The sequence below is a fragment of the Paraconexibacter sp. AEG42_29 genome (genome assembly GCF_040581415.1).
Taxonomy (GTDB): domain Bacteria; phylum Actinomycetota; class Thermoleophilia; order Solirubrobacterales; family Solirubrobacteraceae; genus Paraconexibacter.
In genome coordinates this window covers 3,948,037-3,963,637 of sequence record NZ_CP114014.1, presented here as the reverse complement: position 1 = coordinate 3,963,637, position 15,601 = coordinate 3,948,037, and the positions used below count along the sequence as shown (strand labels likewise).

Annotated in this window: 16 protein-coding genes; 10 read left to right on the top strand and 6 right to left on the bottom strand. The window is 73.4% G+C overall.

The features are described from left to right. Positions 1 to 49: 49 nt before the first annotated feature. Both DSM112329_RS19290 and DSM112329_RS19285 read right to left on the bottom strand, forming a co-directional pair. On the bottom strand, positions 50 to 376 hold the full coding sequence (locus DSM112329_RS19290) for a metalloregulator ArsR/SmtB family transcription factor (protein ID WP_354698186.1): 327 nt from the start codon (positions 374 to 376) through the stop codon (positions 50 to 52). A gap of 3 nt (positions 377 to 379) precedes the next feature. Then, on the bottom strand, positions 380 to 781 hold the full coding sequence (locus DSM112329_RS19285) for an SRPBCC domain-containing protein (protein WP_354698185.1): 402 nt from the start codon (positions 779 to 781) through the stop codon (positions 380 to 382). Between the two features lie 82 nt (positions 782 to 863). Here DSM112329_RS19285 and DSM112329_RS19280 point away from each other — a divergent pair, with 82 nt between their 5' ends. Next, positions 864 to 1,475 carry an ATP-dependent Clp protease proteolytic subunit gene (locus DSM112329_RS19280; RefSeq protein WP_354698184.1) on the top strand — a complete coding sequence of 204 codons (612 nt, stop codon included), beginning with the start codon at positions 864 to 866 and terminating at the stop codon, positions 1,473 to 1,475. 25 nt (positions 1,476 to 1,500) lie between these two features. On the opposite strand, the gene DSM112329_RS19275 is transcribed toward DSM112329_RS19280, so the two are convergent. Further along, positions 1,501 to 2,670, bottom strand: coding sequence for a hypothetical protein (locus DSM112329_RS19275; RefSeq protein WP_354698183.1), 1,170 nt, complete (start codon positions 2,668 to 2,670; stop codon positions 1,501 to 1,503). Positions 2,671 to 2,830: 160 nt separating this feature from the next. Between DSM112329_RS19275 and DSM112329_RS19270 the strand changes: the two genes are divergently transcribed. The 4 genes from DSM112329_RS19270 to DSM112329_RS19255 all read left to right on the top strand — a co-directional run bounded on the left by DSM112329_RS19270 (position 2,831) and on the right by DSM112329_RS19255 (position 6,479). Then, a complete protein-coding gene (locus DSM112329_RS19270; RefSeq protein ID WP_354698182.1) occupies positions 2,831 to 3,451 on the top strand; it encodes a TetR/AcrR family transcriptional regulator in 621 nt (206 codons plus the stop codon). Positions 3,452 to 3,549: 98 nt separating this feature from the next. Next, entirely contained in the window at positions 3,550 to 4,509 is a 960-nt protein-coding gene (locus DSM112329_RS19265; RefSeq protein WP_354698181.1) for a hypothetical protein, read from the top strand. A 74-nt stretch (positions 4,510 to 4,583) separates the two neighbouring features. Then, entirely contained in the window at positions 4,584 to 5,645 is a 1,062-nt protein-coding gene (locus DSM112329_RS19260) for a hypothetical protein (protein ID WP_354698180.1), read from the top strand. Positions 5,646 to 5,717: 72 nt separating this feature from the next. Beyond that, complete coding sequence (locus tag DSM112329_RS19255) at positions 5,718 to 6,479, top strand: sigma-70 family RNA polymerase sigma factor (protein ID WP_354698179.1); 762 nt, start codon at positions 5,718 to 5,720, stop codon at positions 6,477 to 6,479. Here the strand turns inward: DSM112329_RS19255 and DSM112329_RS19250 are convergent. The 3 genes from DSM112329_RS19250 to DSM112329_RS19240 are packed head-to-tail and all read right to left on the bottom strand — an operon-like array spanning position 6,467 to position 11,201. Continuing rightward, positions 6,467 to 7,153, bottom strand: a complete 687-nt coding sequence (locus DSM112329_RS19250; RefSeq protein WP_354698178.1) for a hypothetical protein — start codon at positions 7,151 to 7,153, stop codon at positions 6,467 to 6,469. The two genes, DSM112329_RS19255 and DSM112329_RS19250, sit on opposite strands and share 13 nt — an antisense overlap. 41 nt (positions 7,154 to 7,194) lie before the next feature. After that, on the bottom strand, positions 7,195 to 9,210 hold the full coding sequence (locus DSM112329_RS19245) for a thioredoxin domain-containing protein (protein WP_354698177.1): 2,016 nt from the start codon (positions 9,208 to 9,210) through the stop codon (positions 7,195 to 7,197). A gap of 20 nt (positions 9,211 to 9,230) precedes the next feature. Continuing rightward, positions 9,231 to 11,201, bottom strand: a complete 1,971-nt coding sequence (locus DSM112329_RS19240; protein ID WP_354698176.1) for an alpha/beta hydrolase — start codon at positions 11,199 to 11,201, stop codon at positions 9,231 to 9,233. 45 nt (positions 11,202 to 11,246) lie between these two features. Between DSM112329_RS19240 and DSM112329_RS19235 the strand changes: the two genes are divergently transcribed. From DSM112329_RS19235 to DSM112329_RS19215, 5 genes are all read left to right on the top strand, one after another. Beyond that, positions 11,247 to 11,642 carry a Rid family detoxifying hydrolase gene (locus tag DSM112329_RS19235; protein WP_354698175.1) on the top strand — a complete coding sequence of 132 codons (396 nt, stop codon included), beginning with the start codon at positions 11,247 to 11,249 and terminating at the stop codon, positions 11,640 to 11,642. Between the two features lie 10 nt (positions 11,643 to 11,652). Then, positions 11,653 to 12,879 (top strand): threonine ammonia-lyase, encoded by a 1,227-nt coding sequence (gene ilvA, locus DSM112329_RS19230; RefSeq protein WP_354698174.1) that lies wholly within the window; start codon positions 11,653 to 11,655, stop codon positions 12,877 to 12,879. A 62-nt stretch (positions 12,880 to 12,941) separates the two neighbouring features. Next, complete coding sequence (locus tag DSM112329_RS19225; protein ID WP_354698173.1) at positions 12,942 to 13,247, top strand: hypothetical protein; 306 nt, start codon at positions 12,942 to 12,944, stop codon at positions 13,245 to 13,247. Continuing rightward, a complete protein-coding gene (locus tag DSM112329_RS19220) occupies positions 13,247 to 13,753 on the top strand; it encodes a hypothetical protein (RefSeq protein ID WP_354698172.1) in 507 nt (168 codons plus the stop codon). Before DSM112329_RS19225 ends, DSM112329_RS19220 begins: the two co-directional genes overlap by 1 nt. Next, complete coding sequence (locus DSM112329_RS19215; RefSeq protein ID WP_354698171.1) at positions 13,750 to 15,546, top strand: potassium/proton antiporter; 1,797 nt, start codon at positions 13,750 to 13,752, stop codon at positions 15,544 to 15,546. Before DSM112329_RS19220 ends, DSM112329_RS19215 begins: the two co-directional genes overlap by 4 nt. Positions 15,547 to 15,601: the final 55 nt, after the last annotated feature.

The window sequence follows — 15,601 nt, the reverse complement described above, 5'->3', positions numbered from 1 at the left end:
TCCGTTTCTAGTCTTACAGCCGGTCGATTCCCATTCCGACCTGACCGGGTCAGCTCGCGCGCTGCTCGAACGAGCGCTGCAGCCGCGCCAGGCGGTCGTCCCAGGCGGCCCCGGTCTGGGTGATCCAGGCGACGGCCTCGGCCATGGGGGCGGGGGTGAGGTCGTACCGGACCTCGCGGCCGGACGGGGTGGCGGTCGCGAGCCCGGCGTCGCGGAGGGCGCTGAGGTGCTTGGTCACGGCCTGGCGGCTGACGGGCAGCTCGGCGGCGATCGCCGATGCGGTCAGCGAGCCGCGCTGCGCGAGGGCCTGGACCACCTGCCGGCGGGTGGGATCGCTGAGGGCGTGGAACACCGCCCCCGCGGCGCGGTCGTCCACCGCCTACGCCGCCACGAGCGCCGGGCCCCGGAAGGCCGACGTCCCCGCGATCACGAGCTGCGTGCTGACCGCGTGCACGACGGCCGCCGGGACCTCGACCACGACGAGCCGCGTGCGGTCGTCACCCAGCGGCTCGAGCGTCAGGTCGACGACGGTCGGCTCGTGGCCGGACGCCGCCCAGCGCAGCGCCACGCGCCGGCCGGGGACGACCTCCTCGACCGTCGCGTCGCGGACGACGCCGTCGTGGTCGGTGATCGTGCCCTTCGCGCCGGGGGCGATCTCGACGTCGACCGACTCCGCGAGCCAGGTCTGGAGGCCGTCGGCGCTGGCGAGCGCCGACCAGGCGGTGTCGAGGTCGGCGTCGAGGACGACCTCGCGGCGGACGATGTCTTGGTGCAACTCCATGGTTGCGCATGCTAGCGTCTCGGGAACACGCAACCAAATGGTTGCGCGAATAGCCGCAGCCCACGAACCCCCGGAGATCCGCATGCCCCTCATTCCCATGGTCGTCGAGCAGTCCCCGCGCGGCGAGCGCTCGTTCGACATCTACTCCCGGCTCCTGAACGACCGCGTCGTCTTCCTCGGCAGCCAGATCGACGACGAGATCGCGAACCTCGTCGTCGCCCAGCTCCTGCACCTGGAGGCGGACGACCCCGACAAGGACATCTCGCTCTACATCAACACCCCCGGCGGCGGCGCCTACGCGGCGCTCGCGATGGTCGATGCGATGAACTTCATCCGCTGCGACGTGCGGACGATCTGCTGCGGGATCGCGATGAGCGGCGGCTCGCTGATCCTGTCCGCCGGCGCGCCCGGCAAGCGCATGGTCCTGCCGAACAGCCGCATCCTGATCCACCAGCCGTCGGGCGGCTTCCAGGGACAGTCGACGGACATCGGCATCCACGCGAAGGAGGCGCTCGCACTGCGCGAGCGCCTCGAGGAGATCTACGCCGAGAACACCGGCCAGGACCAGTCCCGCGTCCACGCCGACATGGAGCGCGATCGCTTCTTCACGGCGGAGGACACCGTCGCCTACGGCCTGGCGGACAAGGTGATCACCGCGCGGGACCAGGTGATCACCCGCGCCGGCCTGCGCTGAGCAGTGCCGCAGCAGGCCCGATCGGTCAGCTCAGCTTGAAGCTGATCGTCCGGCTGTTCCGCGCCGCGTCCTGGGCCTTGACCGTCAGCGTCGGGCGGGCCTTCGCGGCGCGGAGCTTCGCCACGGTCGCCTTGCTCAGCTTCGAGACGATCACCGTCGAGCCGGCGACGCACTTGGTGCTCGCGTGGGTGGCCAGCGTCGTCTTGAGCTTCAGCCTCCGCGCCGTCGCGGCGTCGAGCTTCAGCGTCGCGGTGTAGGTGCACGACTCCGACGCGCCGAGGATCGCCCGGTAGGCGCCGAACGCGAGCAGGCTCAGCCGCGGCGCGTCCTCGTCGGCCTTCGGCGGCGCCGGGACCTCCACGGTCGGGCCGGGGACCTTCGTCTCGATGATCACCGGCGGCCGGACGTCCTGCTTCTGCGGCTCGGCGTAGACGAAGTCGTCGAGCGCGACGAGGTCGTCCGTCCCGGCCTCCGGCGCACCGAGCGCCTTGTTGCCGGTCGTGATGCGCACGCGCTGGATCTTCTCGCCCTGGTTGAAGGTGACGCCGGCGAACGACAGCCCGTGGTCGGGGCTCGGCGGCGCGGCGACGGTCGCGATGAGCTGGCCGTCCACGTCGAAGGCCTCGATCTTGGAGGTGCCCGCGGTGTCGACGTCGGTGAAGACGGTGCCGAAGCCCGTCGTGGTCGCCGGCGTCTGGGTCCCGGGGACGAAGAACGCGACGTCGGTGATGTTCGAGCCGACCGGCGCGAACAGCCGCTGGGCCGAGAACGTCGAGAACTGCGCGGTGTAGCTGGCGTTCAGCTCTCCGAAGCGGACCGGGACGCCGGAGGCCTCGGTCGAGCTGACGCGGAAGCCGGCCCCGGGCGTCGAGAACTGCGCGCCGCGGGCGGAGGTCACCGAGAAGAACCCGGCCGGGAAGGCGTTGGGGGACGCGACACCGTCGGGGACGCCGTCCCAGTTGATCTCGCGCCGCCCGTTCGCGAAGGACGCCCCGGCGTTCGGGTTCAGCGCGCCGCCGAGCGACGCGCGATAGCCGTCGACGGCCGACTGGATCGCGGCGGCGTTGGCGCCGGCGGCCGCGGTCGGGACGGCGGCGGCGTTCGCGGCGGCCGGCGCGCTGATGACGGCGCCCCCGGCGAGGGCGGTCAGGACCAGGGCGCGGCGGGCACGGCGTCCGGCGGAAGGCGATGACATGATGGTTCTCCTGAAGGTGGTGAGGGGCCTGAGGCGCTGGTGCCCGGCCGGTGTCTAACCCCCAAGACGCAGGCGACGGCGGTTCCTTCCCGCCGCTGCGCGAAGTTCTGCTCCGCCAGTAAATTGACGCCTGCGTCAACTTTGCCGTAGGGTCCACGCGATGGCAGCCCAGGCCGAGTCCGACGAGCACGCGCCCGCCGGCAAGCGCGAGCAGACGAAGGCGGCGAACCGCGCGGCGATCCTGGACGCCGCGCTGCAGATCTTCGGCGAGCTGGGCTACGGCGCGGCCACCGTCCGCGACATCGTCCGCCGGACGGACCTCGCGACCGGGACGTTCTACAACTACTTCCCGGACAAGGAGTCCGTGCTGCGGGCGCTCGTCGAGCAGGCGGCGATGGAGGGCCGCGTGCTCGTCCGCGCCGCGCGTCGGTCGTCCACGGACCTCGAGTCCTTCGTCGAGTCCGGCTTCCGCGCGTACTTCGAGTTCCTCGCGTCCGACCCGCTCCTGTTCGAGCTGCTGCGGCGCAACGCCGGCACCATCCGCGCGCTCTACGACGAGCCGGTGATCGGCGCGGGCACCGTCGAGCTGGCCGAGGACCTGCGTGTCGGGATCGCCGCCGGCCTGCTGCCCGATCTGGACGTCGAGTACATGGCCCGGGCGATGGTCGGCGCGGCGTTCGAGATCGCGGTGCTCATGCTCGAGCGCGAGCCCGCCGATGTGGATGGAGCGGTCGCGTTCATCTCTGACCTGGTCGTCGGCGGCATCGGGCGCCTGCGCTGAAGCGCAGGGGCAGTGGTGCGTCCCCGGCGTCCGTGTCATTAGTCTGACGACCGCGACCCGATCGCCCCACCCGACCTCGACCCAGGGAACCCGCATACATGCGCCGTCTCGCTCTGCTCTGCACGCTCGCCGTCGGCGGTCTCGCTGCCGCCCCGCCGGCCCAGTCGGCCGTCACCGTCGGCATCTCCGACCAGCTGGCCAAGACGTTCGTCAACCCGCTGTACGCGCCGCTGAAGATGAAGACCGCGCGCTACATCGCGCCGTGGGACGTCATGGACGACGCGGCGCAGCTGAAGCGCTTCGACGACTGGATGATCGGCGCCCGCCTGACGAAGGCCCGCATCCTGGTCTCCTTCGAGCACTCCCGGACCGCGGGACGCGAGACGGTCATGCCGTCGATCGCCGAGTACACCGCGGCGCTCAAGAAGGTCAAGGCCGTCTACGGCAGCCAGATCAAGGACATCTCGCCCTGGAACGAGGTCAACGTCTGCCAGAAGAACGGCCGCACCGAGGGCCAGCCCGTCGAGATCTGCAAGAACCCGAAGCTCGCGTCCGACATCACCAAGGCCGGCGCGCGCGTGTTCAAGGGCAAGTCGATCGTCGTGCTCGACTTCCTGGACGGCAACAGCCCGCGGGCCGCGATCAAGTACGTCAAGGCGTTCAAGAAGGCCTACAAGCCGAAGAGCAACGCCATCTGGGGCCTGCACAACTACTCCGACACGAACCGCTACGACGACAAGACGCAGCGCACGAAGGAGATCCTCAAGGAGATCGGCACGAAGGCCCAGGTCTGGCTCACCGAGACCGGCGGCCAGGTCACCTTCAAGAAGCGGTCGGTCGCCGCCGGTGCGCCGTTCGCCGCCAAGGCGCTCGGCTGCATGTTCCACATCGCGAACAAGTACAAGCAGATCAAGCGGATCTACGTGTACAGCTTCAACGGCACCCCGGAGAACGTCGGGCTGCTCTTCGACTCCGGCCTGGTCGACGCGGCCGGGACGACGAAGCGCCCCGGTTACGCGGTCGTCCAGAAGCGCAAGGCGCGCAAGTGCAACAAGTAGGACCTGCGTAGCTCACAGCGGGTGCGCACCGGCGACACACGGTCGCCGGTGCCCGGCGCATAAGCTGTGTGGTCGTGCCTACGTTCTGCCGTCACGGTCGCCTCGAAGAGAACTGCCCGATCTGCAGTCGCAAGCCGCGGGTCAGGCCGGGCACCGTGACCGGGCAGGCGGCTGCGCGCCTCGCCAAGGACCGCGCCAACCCGCCGAAGAAGACGGCCGGCGGCGGGTCGCCGGCGAAGCGCCGCACCTCCCGCACCGGCGAGGTCAAGGTCCGCCGCCAGCACCGTGCGGTGGAGGACGGTTACGAGCACGGCCTGGTCCCGGGCCTGAAGGCGTCCGAGGACGCGCGCCGGCTCGCCGCCGAGCTCGCGTTCGCCACCGCGCGCCTGGACGAGCTGCGGTCCGGTCCGCCCGGCCTGCTGGCCGACGCCGCGGTCGTCGAGGACCGCGAGGAGGCGCTGTGGACGCTGTTCCTCGTCGCCTACCTCTCGCCGGTGGAGGACGACGCCGACCCCTTCGGCGCGATCGCCGACGTCCGCACGCCGTGGGCCGGCGGCGAGCTCCCCGCCCTCGAGGGCGTCGCGACCGGACCGCGCACCGCCTACGACGCGCGCCGCGCCGCCGACACCCTGGCCGCCTACCGGTCGCGCGCCGAGAAGGCCGGCGGGCAGGTGCCGCTGCTCTCCGCCGAGGCGTCCCTGACCCCGGCCCGCCGGTTCGAGCGCGCCTTCGAGCGCCTCTCGCTGCCGCGCTTCCCGCGGGCCGCCCGCTACGAGTTCCTGGTCCTCGCCGGGGGCCTCGGCCTGCTCGACGTCCAGCCGTCGTCGCTGCTGCTGGCCCACGCCGAGCCGATGGACCCCACGCTGCTCGCCGCCAAGCGGATCTTCGGCATCGGCGACGCGATCAACCTGCAGCGCCGCGCGAGCGAGCTCCTGCAGGCGGGCGGCGTCACCGCGGCGGCCCTGGACCTCGCGCTCGTCAACTGGTCACGGCCGACCGGGGACCGCATCCGGGCGGGCTCGGCGGCGGAGGAGGACCCGGCCGTCGCCGCCCGCGTCGCGCAGGCGCTGGGCGTGGCCGAGCCGGAGGACGACGGCGAAGGCGACGTCGACGACGAGGCCGCGCCCCACTCCTGACACACATCGCGGCCGCCCCGCTGGAGAGGACACCAGCGGGGCGAGAGCCGAGGATGAGATCAGGGGGACGGGGTGGAGGACGCGGGGAGCGGGGCGGGTACGCAGGCGGGACGGCGGTCGACGCCGGCGGCGGAGGCGCTCGTGATGGGCATCCTGCAGCGCCACGCGGACACCCTCCTGCGGGTCGCGCGGCGTCACTCGAGCTGCGACGACGACGCCGCGGACGCCTGTCAGCGCGGCCTCGAGATCCTGATCCGCAACGCCGGCCGCCTGGACCCCGCCACCGCCGACCGGTGGCTCTTCCGGGTGGTCCGCAACGAGGCGCTGGCGCTGCGCGAGCAGCGGGCGAGGTCGGTGGGACAGATCGAGCTCGCGGTCGACCAGGTCGAGGCACGGCACCTGCCGTCGCCGGAGGAGCAGGCGATCACGCGCGAGGGCATCGCCCAGACCCGCGAAGCGCTCACCCGGCTGAAGGCCGACGAGCTGCGGGCGCTCTGCCTGAAGGCGGCGGGTCGCTCGTACGCGGAGATCGCGACCGGCGAGGGCTGGTCGCACACCAAGGTCAACCGCGCGCTCGTCGAAGGGCGCCGCCGTATCGCGACCCACCGGGAGGAGCTCGAGTCCGGCCGCGAGTGCGCGCGCTGGGCCTCGACGATCCGGGCGCTGGGCACCGGAGACGTGTCCGCGGCCGACCTCACCGCGGTCCGCGGGCACCTGCGGCACTGCGGGGCCTGCCAGGGCGCGGTGCGGCGGCTGCACCGGCCGATGGAGCCCGGCTCCGCGCCCGCAGTCGTGGCCGCCGGCGCCGGCGCCGGTGCCGCTCAGCGGTTGTAGACGACGACCACGCTCGTGCTCCCGGTCAGGCGGGGCTTGGTCGCGCGGTCGTAGACCGGCCGCTGGTCGATCTGGATCGTCCAGCGGCCGGTGTCGACCCGGCCCTTGACCGGGATGCCGGGCGCGGTCGCGGTGAGCTCGCCGCACGGGCCCTTGGCCACGCCGAAGCGGTGGTTCGCGCGCGTCCTGCCGCCGAACCGGAAGTGCCCGAAGACGGGGCGGCCGGGCTGCAGGCCCGAGAACCGCCAGCTGCGCCGGGCCTTAGGGGACTGCACGCCACCGCCGCTGCTGAAGGCGAAGGTCGCGACCCGGAAGCGCGCGAAGCCCTGCTGCGGGTTCGGGGTGCTGTCCCGGGCGGTGACGGTGAGCTGCCGGGACAGCGGGCCGCTCGCGCCGAGCGACGGCGCGTTGAACAGGATCCGGCCGCTGCCGGCGGCGTCGACGAGCGTCGACCCGGACACGCCGTCCCCGCTCAGCGTGACCGTCGTGTTCGGCGTGAAGCCGGCGAGCGTCGCGGTCAGCCCGAAGCTCACGAGCTGGCACGGCTGGCTGACCGTCACGGTCGCGGCGTGGGCGCCGGCGGCCGGGACGAGGACCGCGGCCGACAGGCTGCCCGCGAGCACGGCGGCGCGGCGGGTGTGGCGGGGAATCGAGAACCTCGTTGCCGTCGGCATCTGCGGGGACCTTAGATTGCGCCGGGGTCGTCTCGCAGCCGCTACGCGTCGAGCAGCGCGAGCAGCTCGTCCGGGTCGGTCACCGGTCGCTGGCAGGCGAAGTTCTCGCAGACGTAGGCGGCAGCCCGGCCGTCCACCGGGACGCGACCCTCCAGCAGGGCCAGCCCGGCGGCGTCCGTCCCGTCACCACCGCTCAGGACGAGGTCGCCGCGGAGCGTCGACCGGACCGCCGCGACGAGCGGCGCCCGGCCCTCCGCGGGGCCGACGATCGCGACCTCCCGGGTCGGCCGCAGGTGGAAGTCGAGCGCCTGCAGCAGGTGGCCGAACGCGCTGGGGTACCGCGCGGCGATCTCGTGCAGCAGCGTCAGCTGCGACACCCCCGCCTCCTCGTAGCGGTGCTCGCCGGTCAGGGCGGCGAGGCGCAGCAGGCCGAACGCCGCCGCGGACCCGCCGGCCGGGATCGGGGAGTCCTCCAGGTCCTTGCGGCGGGCGAGCAGCTGCTCGTGGTCGTCCGCGGTCGAGAAGAACCCGCCGTTCTCGCTGTCGATGAACCGGGCGAGCAGCACGTCGGCCAGCGCGGTGGCCTCGTGGAGCCAGCGGGCCTCGAAGGTGGCCTCGTGGAGCGTGATCAGCGCCTCGAGCAGGAAGGCGTGGTCCTCGAGGTAGGCGGGCAGCTTGGCGGCCCCCTGGTTGTAGGTCCGCAGCAGCCGCCCGTCCGCGTCGCGCAGCCGGTCCAGCAGGAACTGCGCGGTGTCCCGCGCGGCGTCGACGTAGTCGGCGCGGTGCAGGACGGCGCCGGCGTCGGCCAGCGCGCTGATCATCAGCGCGTTCCACGCGGTGAGCCGCTTGTCGTCCAGGCCGGGCCAGACGCGTTCGCCGCGGACACGCAGCAGCGTCGCGCGGATCCGCTCGACCGTCTCGTCGTCCGGGCGCGGGCCGCGGTCCTCGAGCACGTTCAACCCCGGCGCGCCGGGGTCGGCCGGGTGGTGCGGGTCGACGAAGTTGCCCTGCTCGGTCGCGCCGAGCCAGCGGATGGCCGCATCTGCGTCCTCGCCGAGGACCGCGCGCAGCTCGTCGACGGTCCAGACGTAGAACTTCCCCTCGACGCCCTCGCTGTCGGCGTCCAGCGCGCTGAAGAACCCGCCGTCCTCCGCGTGCATCTCGCGCAGCGCCCAGTCCAGCGTCTCCTCGCAGACACGGCGCAGGTCCTCGTCGCCGGTCAGCTGCCAGCCGTGCAGGTACGCACGGGCCAGCAGGGCGTTGTCGTAGAGCATCTTCTCGAAGTGCGGGACGGTCCAAGTGGCGTCGACGCTGTAGCGCGCGAAGCCGCCGCCGATCTGGTCGTTGATCCCGCCGCCGGCCATGCACTTCATCGTCTGGACGGTCGTGCTGGTGTCGCCGCGGCGGAGCAGGAACTCGATCGTCGACGCGGCGGGGAACTTCGGCGCGGTGCCCCAGCCGCCGTTGACGGCATCGTGCAGCTCGCTCAGCGACCCGACGGCCTGGTCGAGTGCCGCCGGGTCGAAGGTGCGCCGCGCGGGACGCAGTCGCGCGCCGCCGCCGAGCCGCTCGGCGAGCTTGCCCCGGGTCGCCCGGATCTCGTCGGCCTGCGTCCGCCAGGCCTCGGCGACGGCGAGCAGCACCTGCTGCCAGGACGGCAGCCCGTGGCGCTCCTGCGGCGGGAAGTAGGTGCCGCCGTGGAACGGCACCTGGTCGGGGGTCAGGAAGACGTTCAGCGGCCAGCCGCCGTGACCTGTCGCGCCCTGGACGTACTCCATGGCGATCGCGTCGACGTCGGGCCGCTCCTCGCGGTCGACCTTCACGCACACGAAGTGCTCGTTCATGACTGCGGCGACGGCCTCGTCCTCGAAGGACTCGCGCTCCATGACGTGGCACCAATGGCACGACGAGTAGCCGATCGAGACCAGCAGCGGCTTGTCCTCGGTGGCGGCCCGCTCCAGCGCCGCGGCGCCCCACGGCATCCAGGCGACCGGGTTGTGGGCGTGCTGCAGCAGGTAGGGGGACGTTTCCTGCGCGAGGGCGTTGGCGTCGGCCATGCGGCCAGCCTAACCGCGCATCAGCGACCCGCCGCCGCGAGGCGCCCGCGGGCGAGCGCCTCGGTCAGCGACGGCAGCGCGTCGTCCGTGGAACGCATGCGGAGCGACCGGCCGCTGGATGCGCTGACGCGCTTGCCGGCCAGGGTGCCGCTGACGGTGTCGCGGCCGGACGTGAACGTGAACCGGAGCGTGCCCCGGGCCGCAGCCGTCCCGCTGATCGTCAGCTGCGCGCCGGTCGACGGCGCGTAGGTGCCGGTCACGCGCACGCCCGGGACGTACTCGTAGGCCCGCAGCTGGATCCGCAGCGGCGAGGCGCTGAGGACGCGGAGCGAGCCGTGGCGCAGGCCGCCGAGGGCCTGCGGGACGCGCCCGTTGCCGAGCGCGCTGCCGATGACCTGCCGGCGGGCGTCCGTGAGGGTGCCGTTGACGGCGATGACGGTCTGCCCGACCTTCGGCGTGTAGCCCTTGATGCCGCTGACCTTGCTCAGCTTGAGCGGCGGGCGCGGGGTGGGCGAGTACGGGTTGTCGACGGCGGGGCAGGCGGCGACGGGCGCAGCGGCCGCGAAGGCCGCGAGGGCCTTCTTGGCGCAGTCGGCGGCCTCGGTCCCGAGGACCGAGTGGCCGGTGTGGGGGACCGCGACGACCTGGGCACGCGGGAAGCTCGCCGCGACCGCCTGGGCGTCCTCGACCGGGGTGCGCAGGTCGCCCTGGCCGTCCAGGATCAGGACGGGGACGTCGGGCAGCGCCCCCGGGGCCGCCGGTGCGGCGGACGCGACGGGCCAGCCGGCGCAGAGAGAGGGGATACCGCCCAGCGCGACCGCGCGCGGGAAGGTGGCGAAGGTGGACGCCGGCAGTGCCTTCGCGGCCGCGTTGGCCTGGGCGAGGCGCGTGAGCTCCGGTGCGCCGCGGGTCCACGGCAGCGAGGTGTTCTCCTCGCAGAGGGTGGTGAAGAACAGCGGGTCGTTGTCGGCCGCGGCCTGCTGGAACCCGCGGGCGGGCGACAGCGCGTCGCCTGGGACCCGTGCCACGTTCTGCAGCCCAGCTGACCTGGCGCTGAGTCGCAGGATCGGCTTGACGTCGCCGGTCAGCGCGGCGCGCAGCGAGCCGGGGAGCTCGGCGCGCAGGGTGGGATCCAGGTCGCCGGCGACCAGGATGCCGAGCAGGCCCTCGACGCTGAGGCGCGCGGTGAACCGGCGGCCGCTGCCGCTGTAGACGGGGCCGCGCAGATCGTTCGCCGCCAGCTTGGCGGCGAGCTTCTTGACGTCCGCGACCACGGAGGTCGTGATGCCCCGGCACTCCGAGCCGCCGCAGAGGTCGGTGCCCAGCGCCCGGGGGATCGCCGCCAGCGTCGACCGCCGGAACGCGTCCGGGCCGTCGGGCCGCACGACCGAGTCCAGGATCAGCGCCTGCGTGGTGGCCGGGTACCTGGCCGCGTAGGCGAGCGCCACCTTCGTCCCGTAGGAGACCCCGTACAGCGTCAGTTTCGCGTAGCCGCCGGCGATGCGCAGCGCCTCGAGATCCTCGACCGACTGGGCGGTCGTGAAGAAGGCGCGCGCGGGCCCGATCTGCTCGGCGCACTTGCGCGTCACGGTCCGGATCGCCCCGTTGCTCTTCAGCGCGGCGCACTGCAGCGGGTTCGAGAGGCCGGTGCCGCGCTGGTCGAACACGAGCAGGTCGCTGGTGCTCAGCAGCGGCGCGAGCAGCTCCCGGAAGCCCTTCGCGATCGGCTGGGCCGCCTGGCCGGGGCCGCCCGCGAGCGCCACGACGGCCGTTGAGCGGTCGCCCGCGAGCGCCGGCGCGCGGTGGGCGGAGAGGATGATCGTCCCCGGGACGCCGCCGGTCCGGTCGACCGGGACCGAGAGCGTGCTGCACTCGAACCCGGACGGTGCGCACTCGTTCCACGGCAGGGCGGCGCCGGCCGCGGGAGCACCGGCCAGGCCGCCGAGGACGGCCGCCGAGGCGCCGATGAGCAGGGAACGCGGGAAGCGCATGCACGCCACCGTACCCACGTGGGCGACCGGATAGCCTTCGCTCCCATGTCCGACCAGCGCCGTCCCGTCACTGCCCTCGGCGCGCCCAGCGCGGTCGGCCCCTACAGCCACGGGATCGTGAGCGGCGGGTTCCTGTTCTGCTCCGGCCAGGTGCCGCTGGATCCGGAGACGAACAAGCTCATCGAGGGGACGATCGGGGACCGCACGCGCCGCTGCCTCGACAACCTCACCGCCGTCTGCGCCGCCGCCGGTGCGCAGCTGGGCGACGCGGTGCGCCTGACCGTCTACACGACCGACATGGGCCAGTTCGCGGCGATCAACGAGGCCTACGCGGCGTACTTCCCCGCCGACCCGCCGGCACGGGTGGCGATCGGCGTCGCGGCGCTGCCGCTGGGCACGGACGTCGAGATCGACGCCGTCATCGCCCTGCCGGCCGGCTGAGGCGACGGACGTGCCGCCGCCGGCCCCGCGGGTGACGGCAGCGGACATCGCGGCCGCGCGGGCGGCCATCCGCGACGTGGTCCGTCACACCCCGGTGCTCCCGTCGGCCACGCTCAGCGCGGTCGGGGGCGGTGCGGTGGTGCTGAAGGCCGAGAGCCTGCAGCGCACGGGGTCGTTCAAGGTCCGCGGCGCGCTGACCAAGCTGGCGATGGTCGGGGACGCGAGCCGGGCGGGCGTGGTCTGCGGCAGCGCCGGGAACCACGCCCAGGCGCTCGCGTTCGCCGCGCGCGAGCGCGGTGTCCGGTGCGAGGTCTTCATGCCCGAGCTCGCCCCGATCGCCAAGGCTGAGGGCGCCGCGGAGCTGGGCGCGGTCGTCCGCCTCGCCGGGGCCTCGGTGGACGAGTGCGTCGCTGCCGCCCGCGAGCGCGCCGCGGCCGCGGGCCTGGTCTTCGTGCACCCGTTCGACGACCCGCACGTCGTCGCGGGGCAGGGCACGCTCGGCCTCGAGCTGCTGGACGACATCCCGGACCTCGCGACGGTGATCGTCCCCATCGGCGGCGGCGGCCTGGCGTCCGGCGTGGCGATCGCCGTGAAGTCGGCGCTGCCGCACGTCCGCGTCATCGGCGTGCAGGCGGCGACGGTCGCGGCGTTCCCCGGGTCGCTCGCGGCGGGTGCCCCCGTCGGGGTCGACGGCGCGCTGACGATCGCCGACGGCATCGCGGTCAAGCGGCCGGGTGAGCTGACGCTGCCGCTCGTCCGCGAGTGGGTGGACGAGGTCGTCGTCGTGGGGGAGGACGCGATCGCCGAGGCCATCGTCCAGCTGGCCGAGAAGGCGAAGCTCGTGGTGGAGGGCGCCGGGGCGGTGGGCGCGGCTGCGCTGATCGGCGGCCAGGCCATCGCCTCCGGGGAGGGGACGACGTGCGTGATCCTCTCCGGCGGCAACGTCGACCCGGGGCTGCTGGCCGAGGTCGCGCGGCGTCACGAGACCGAGGCGGGGCGACGCCTGGTCCTGTTCACCCGCGTCCCCGACCGCCCCGGCGCGCTCGCCACGCTGCTCGCCCTCGTCGCCGGCACCGGGGCGAACATCGTCGACGTCGAGCACCTGCGCGAAGGCGTCGGGCTGCACGTCCGCGAGACGGCGGTGCAGCTCGTCCTCCAGACGCGCGGACGGGCGCACGCGGCGGTCGTCGAGCACGCCGTCACCGAGGGCGGGTACGCGGCGCGCATCGTGTCTTGACGGCGCGCTTCTCGGCTTAAGCTGGGACTTACATTCGCCTTTTGATGCCGTATGATGCGCTAATGGATCAGCGTCGCCGTGCCCCCCGCCGTGAAGGCCACCGGACGACGCTGACCGTCCCGCATGCGCTCGTCGAGGCGGCCGAACGCCTCGCCGACGAGCTTGGGACGACCGCCAACGACGCGATCGTCCGGCTGGCCGAGGAGGGCGCGGAGGCACGCAGCCGCCGCGCGCACATCGCCGCGGTGGCCGCGGAGCGCCGTGCCGCCGTCGCCGGCTCGGGGCGGCGTCGGGTCCTCGAGGTCGGGTCGGACGCCGCCACGGACGAGCTGCATACCGCGATGCTCGGCGGGCGGCACCCGCGCTGATGCCGGTCTGGGACACGACCGTCGTCGCCCGGCTGCACCCCGGCAGCGCCCTGGAGGACGAGCTGGTGCACCGCGCTCAGATGGGCGCGCCGGTGGCGATCGCCGAGCCGACGGTCATGGAGGTCGTCCAGGGACTGCAGGCCGCCGTGGGCCGCCGGCCGGCGCTCGCCGCCTGCCTGGACTGGTTCGTCGAGCTCGTCTGCGGCGAGCTCGTCGAGGTGCTGTCGCTCGACCGCGAGGCGGCGATCGTCGCCGGCCGGCTGCGCGCGCTGCATCCCGCCGCGCCGGCCGCCGCCGGACAGCCCCGGGGCCGCACGCGCACCGGCTGGCGCCTGGACGAGCAGATCGCAGCCTGTGCCTGGGTGCACGGCCGCGAGGTGGCGACCGACAACGTCCGCGACTTCCGGCTCCTCGGCGAGCTGATCGCCGGGCTCTACCCCGGGACGTCCCCGCTGGTGGTCGTCGAGCCGGCGAGCGCACCATCCGCCGAGCGGGTGCCGGCATGAACACCGGCGAGCTGCTCCTCGTCACCGGCACGCTGCTCGGGGCCGGCATCGCGGCGTCCGTCCTCGCGTCCCGGATCCGCGTCCCCGGCCTGCTGCTGTTCCTCGGGCTCGGGATGCTGCTCGGCAGCGACGGGCTGGCGCTGATCAAGTTCTCCGACTACGAGCTGACGCAGCGCATCGGCATCATCGCGCTCGTCCTGATCCTGTTCGAGGGCGGGCTCGCGGCCGGCTGGAATGAGATCCGGCCGGTGCTGAAGCCGTCGCTCGCGCTGGCGACCGTCGGCACCGCGCTCACCGCGATCGGGGGTGGCCTGATCGCGGCGTGGCTGTTCGACCTCTCGATCCTCGAGGGCATGCTGCTCGGCTCGATCGTCTCCTGCACCGACGGCGCCGCGATCTTCTCGCTGCTGCGCGGATCCACGCTGCGCCGGCGCCTGGCACGGACCCTCGAGGGCGAGGCCGGCTTCAACGACCCCGTGGCCATCCTGCTCGTGATCGGGTTCGTCGACTGGATCGAGCAGCCCGACTACGGCCTGGTCGACATGCTCGTGGCGATGGGCGAGGAGATGGCCATCGGCGCCGTCGTCGGCCTGCTGATCGGCTGGCTCGCGGTGCGTGCCCTCGGGTCCATCCGGCTCAGCTCCGCCGGCCTGTATCCCGTCGCATCGATCGCGATCTGCACCCTCGCGTACGGCTCGGCCGACTTCATCCACGGCTCCGGCTTCCTCGCCGTCTACCTCGCCGGCCTGGCGATCGGCACGTCGGACCTGCCGGCCAAGCGGACGATCGTCACCTTCCACGAGGGCCTCGCGTGGGTGGCGCAGCTGGCGATGTTCTTCACGCTCGGGCTGCTGGTCTTCCCGAGCGAGTTCGGGGACATCGCACTCGAGGGCACGGTGCTGGCGATCGCCGCGGTGGTGGTCGCCCGCCCGGCGTCGGTCTTCGTCTCGACGATGTTCCAGGGCTTCGAGGTCCGCGAGCAGCTCGTCCTCGGGTGGGCGGGTCTGCGGGGTGCCGTCCCGGTGGTGCTGGCGACGTTCCCGGTGCTGGCCGGGGTGCCCAACTCCGAGCGGTTCTTCAACATCGTGTTCTTCGCGGTGATCGTGTCGACGGTCCTGCAGGGGATGACGTTCGAGTGGTTCGCGAAGAAGCTCGGCGTGACGACGAACGTCAAGGCCGTCCCGACCCCGCTCACGAACGCCGGCGCGATCCGGCGGCTGGGTGCGGAGGTCGTCGAGTACGAGGTGCTGCCCGACGATGCGGCGGTCGGTGTGCGCGTGCGCGACCTGCAGCTGCCGCGCGAGGCGCTGCTGAACGTGATCGTCCGTGGCGAGCAGGCGATCCCGCCGCGTGGGTCGACCGAGATCGCGAAGGGCGACCGGCTGCACGTGCTCGTGCGCCAGGAGGTCGCCATCGAGTTCTCCGAGCTGCTGGACCTGTGGCGCAGCGGTCCGCTCGGTCCGCAGCCGCGGCCGGCTCGCGCCTGGCGGTCGATGCCGTCCGTCTCGTCGATTCGCCCCTGGCAGGAGGACGACGGCGACCCGAGCCGCCCGCAGGCCATCAACGGCCTGGCCGTGATCACGCGGCTGCGGACGCGGCGCGACGGCGTGGCGGGAGCGCTGGTGGAGCTCGAGGACGGACGCTACGCGGTGACCGGTCCGGTCGTCATCGTCGGTCGGCCGCAGGCGGTCACGCTGAACGCGCAGCGGCGGCTGCAGCGGGCCGAGACGCACGCCGAGGGCGCGTGGTGGCGCGAGGTGATCGGCGCGGTCGCAGCGACGACACGCCGCTGAGCCGCTGAGCCGCTGAGCCGCTGAGCCGCTGACTCGCTGACCGACGACGCACAAG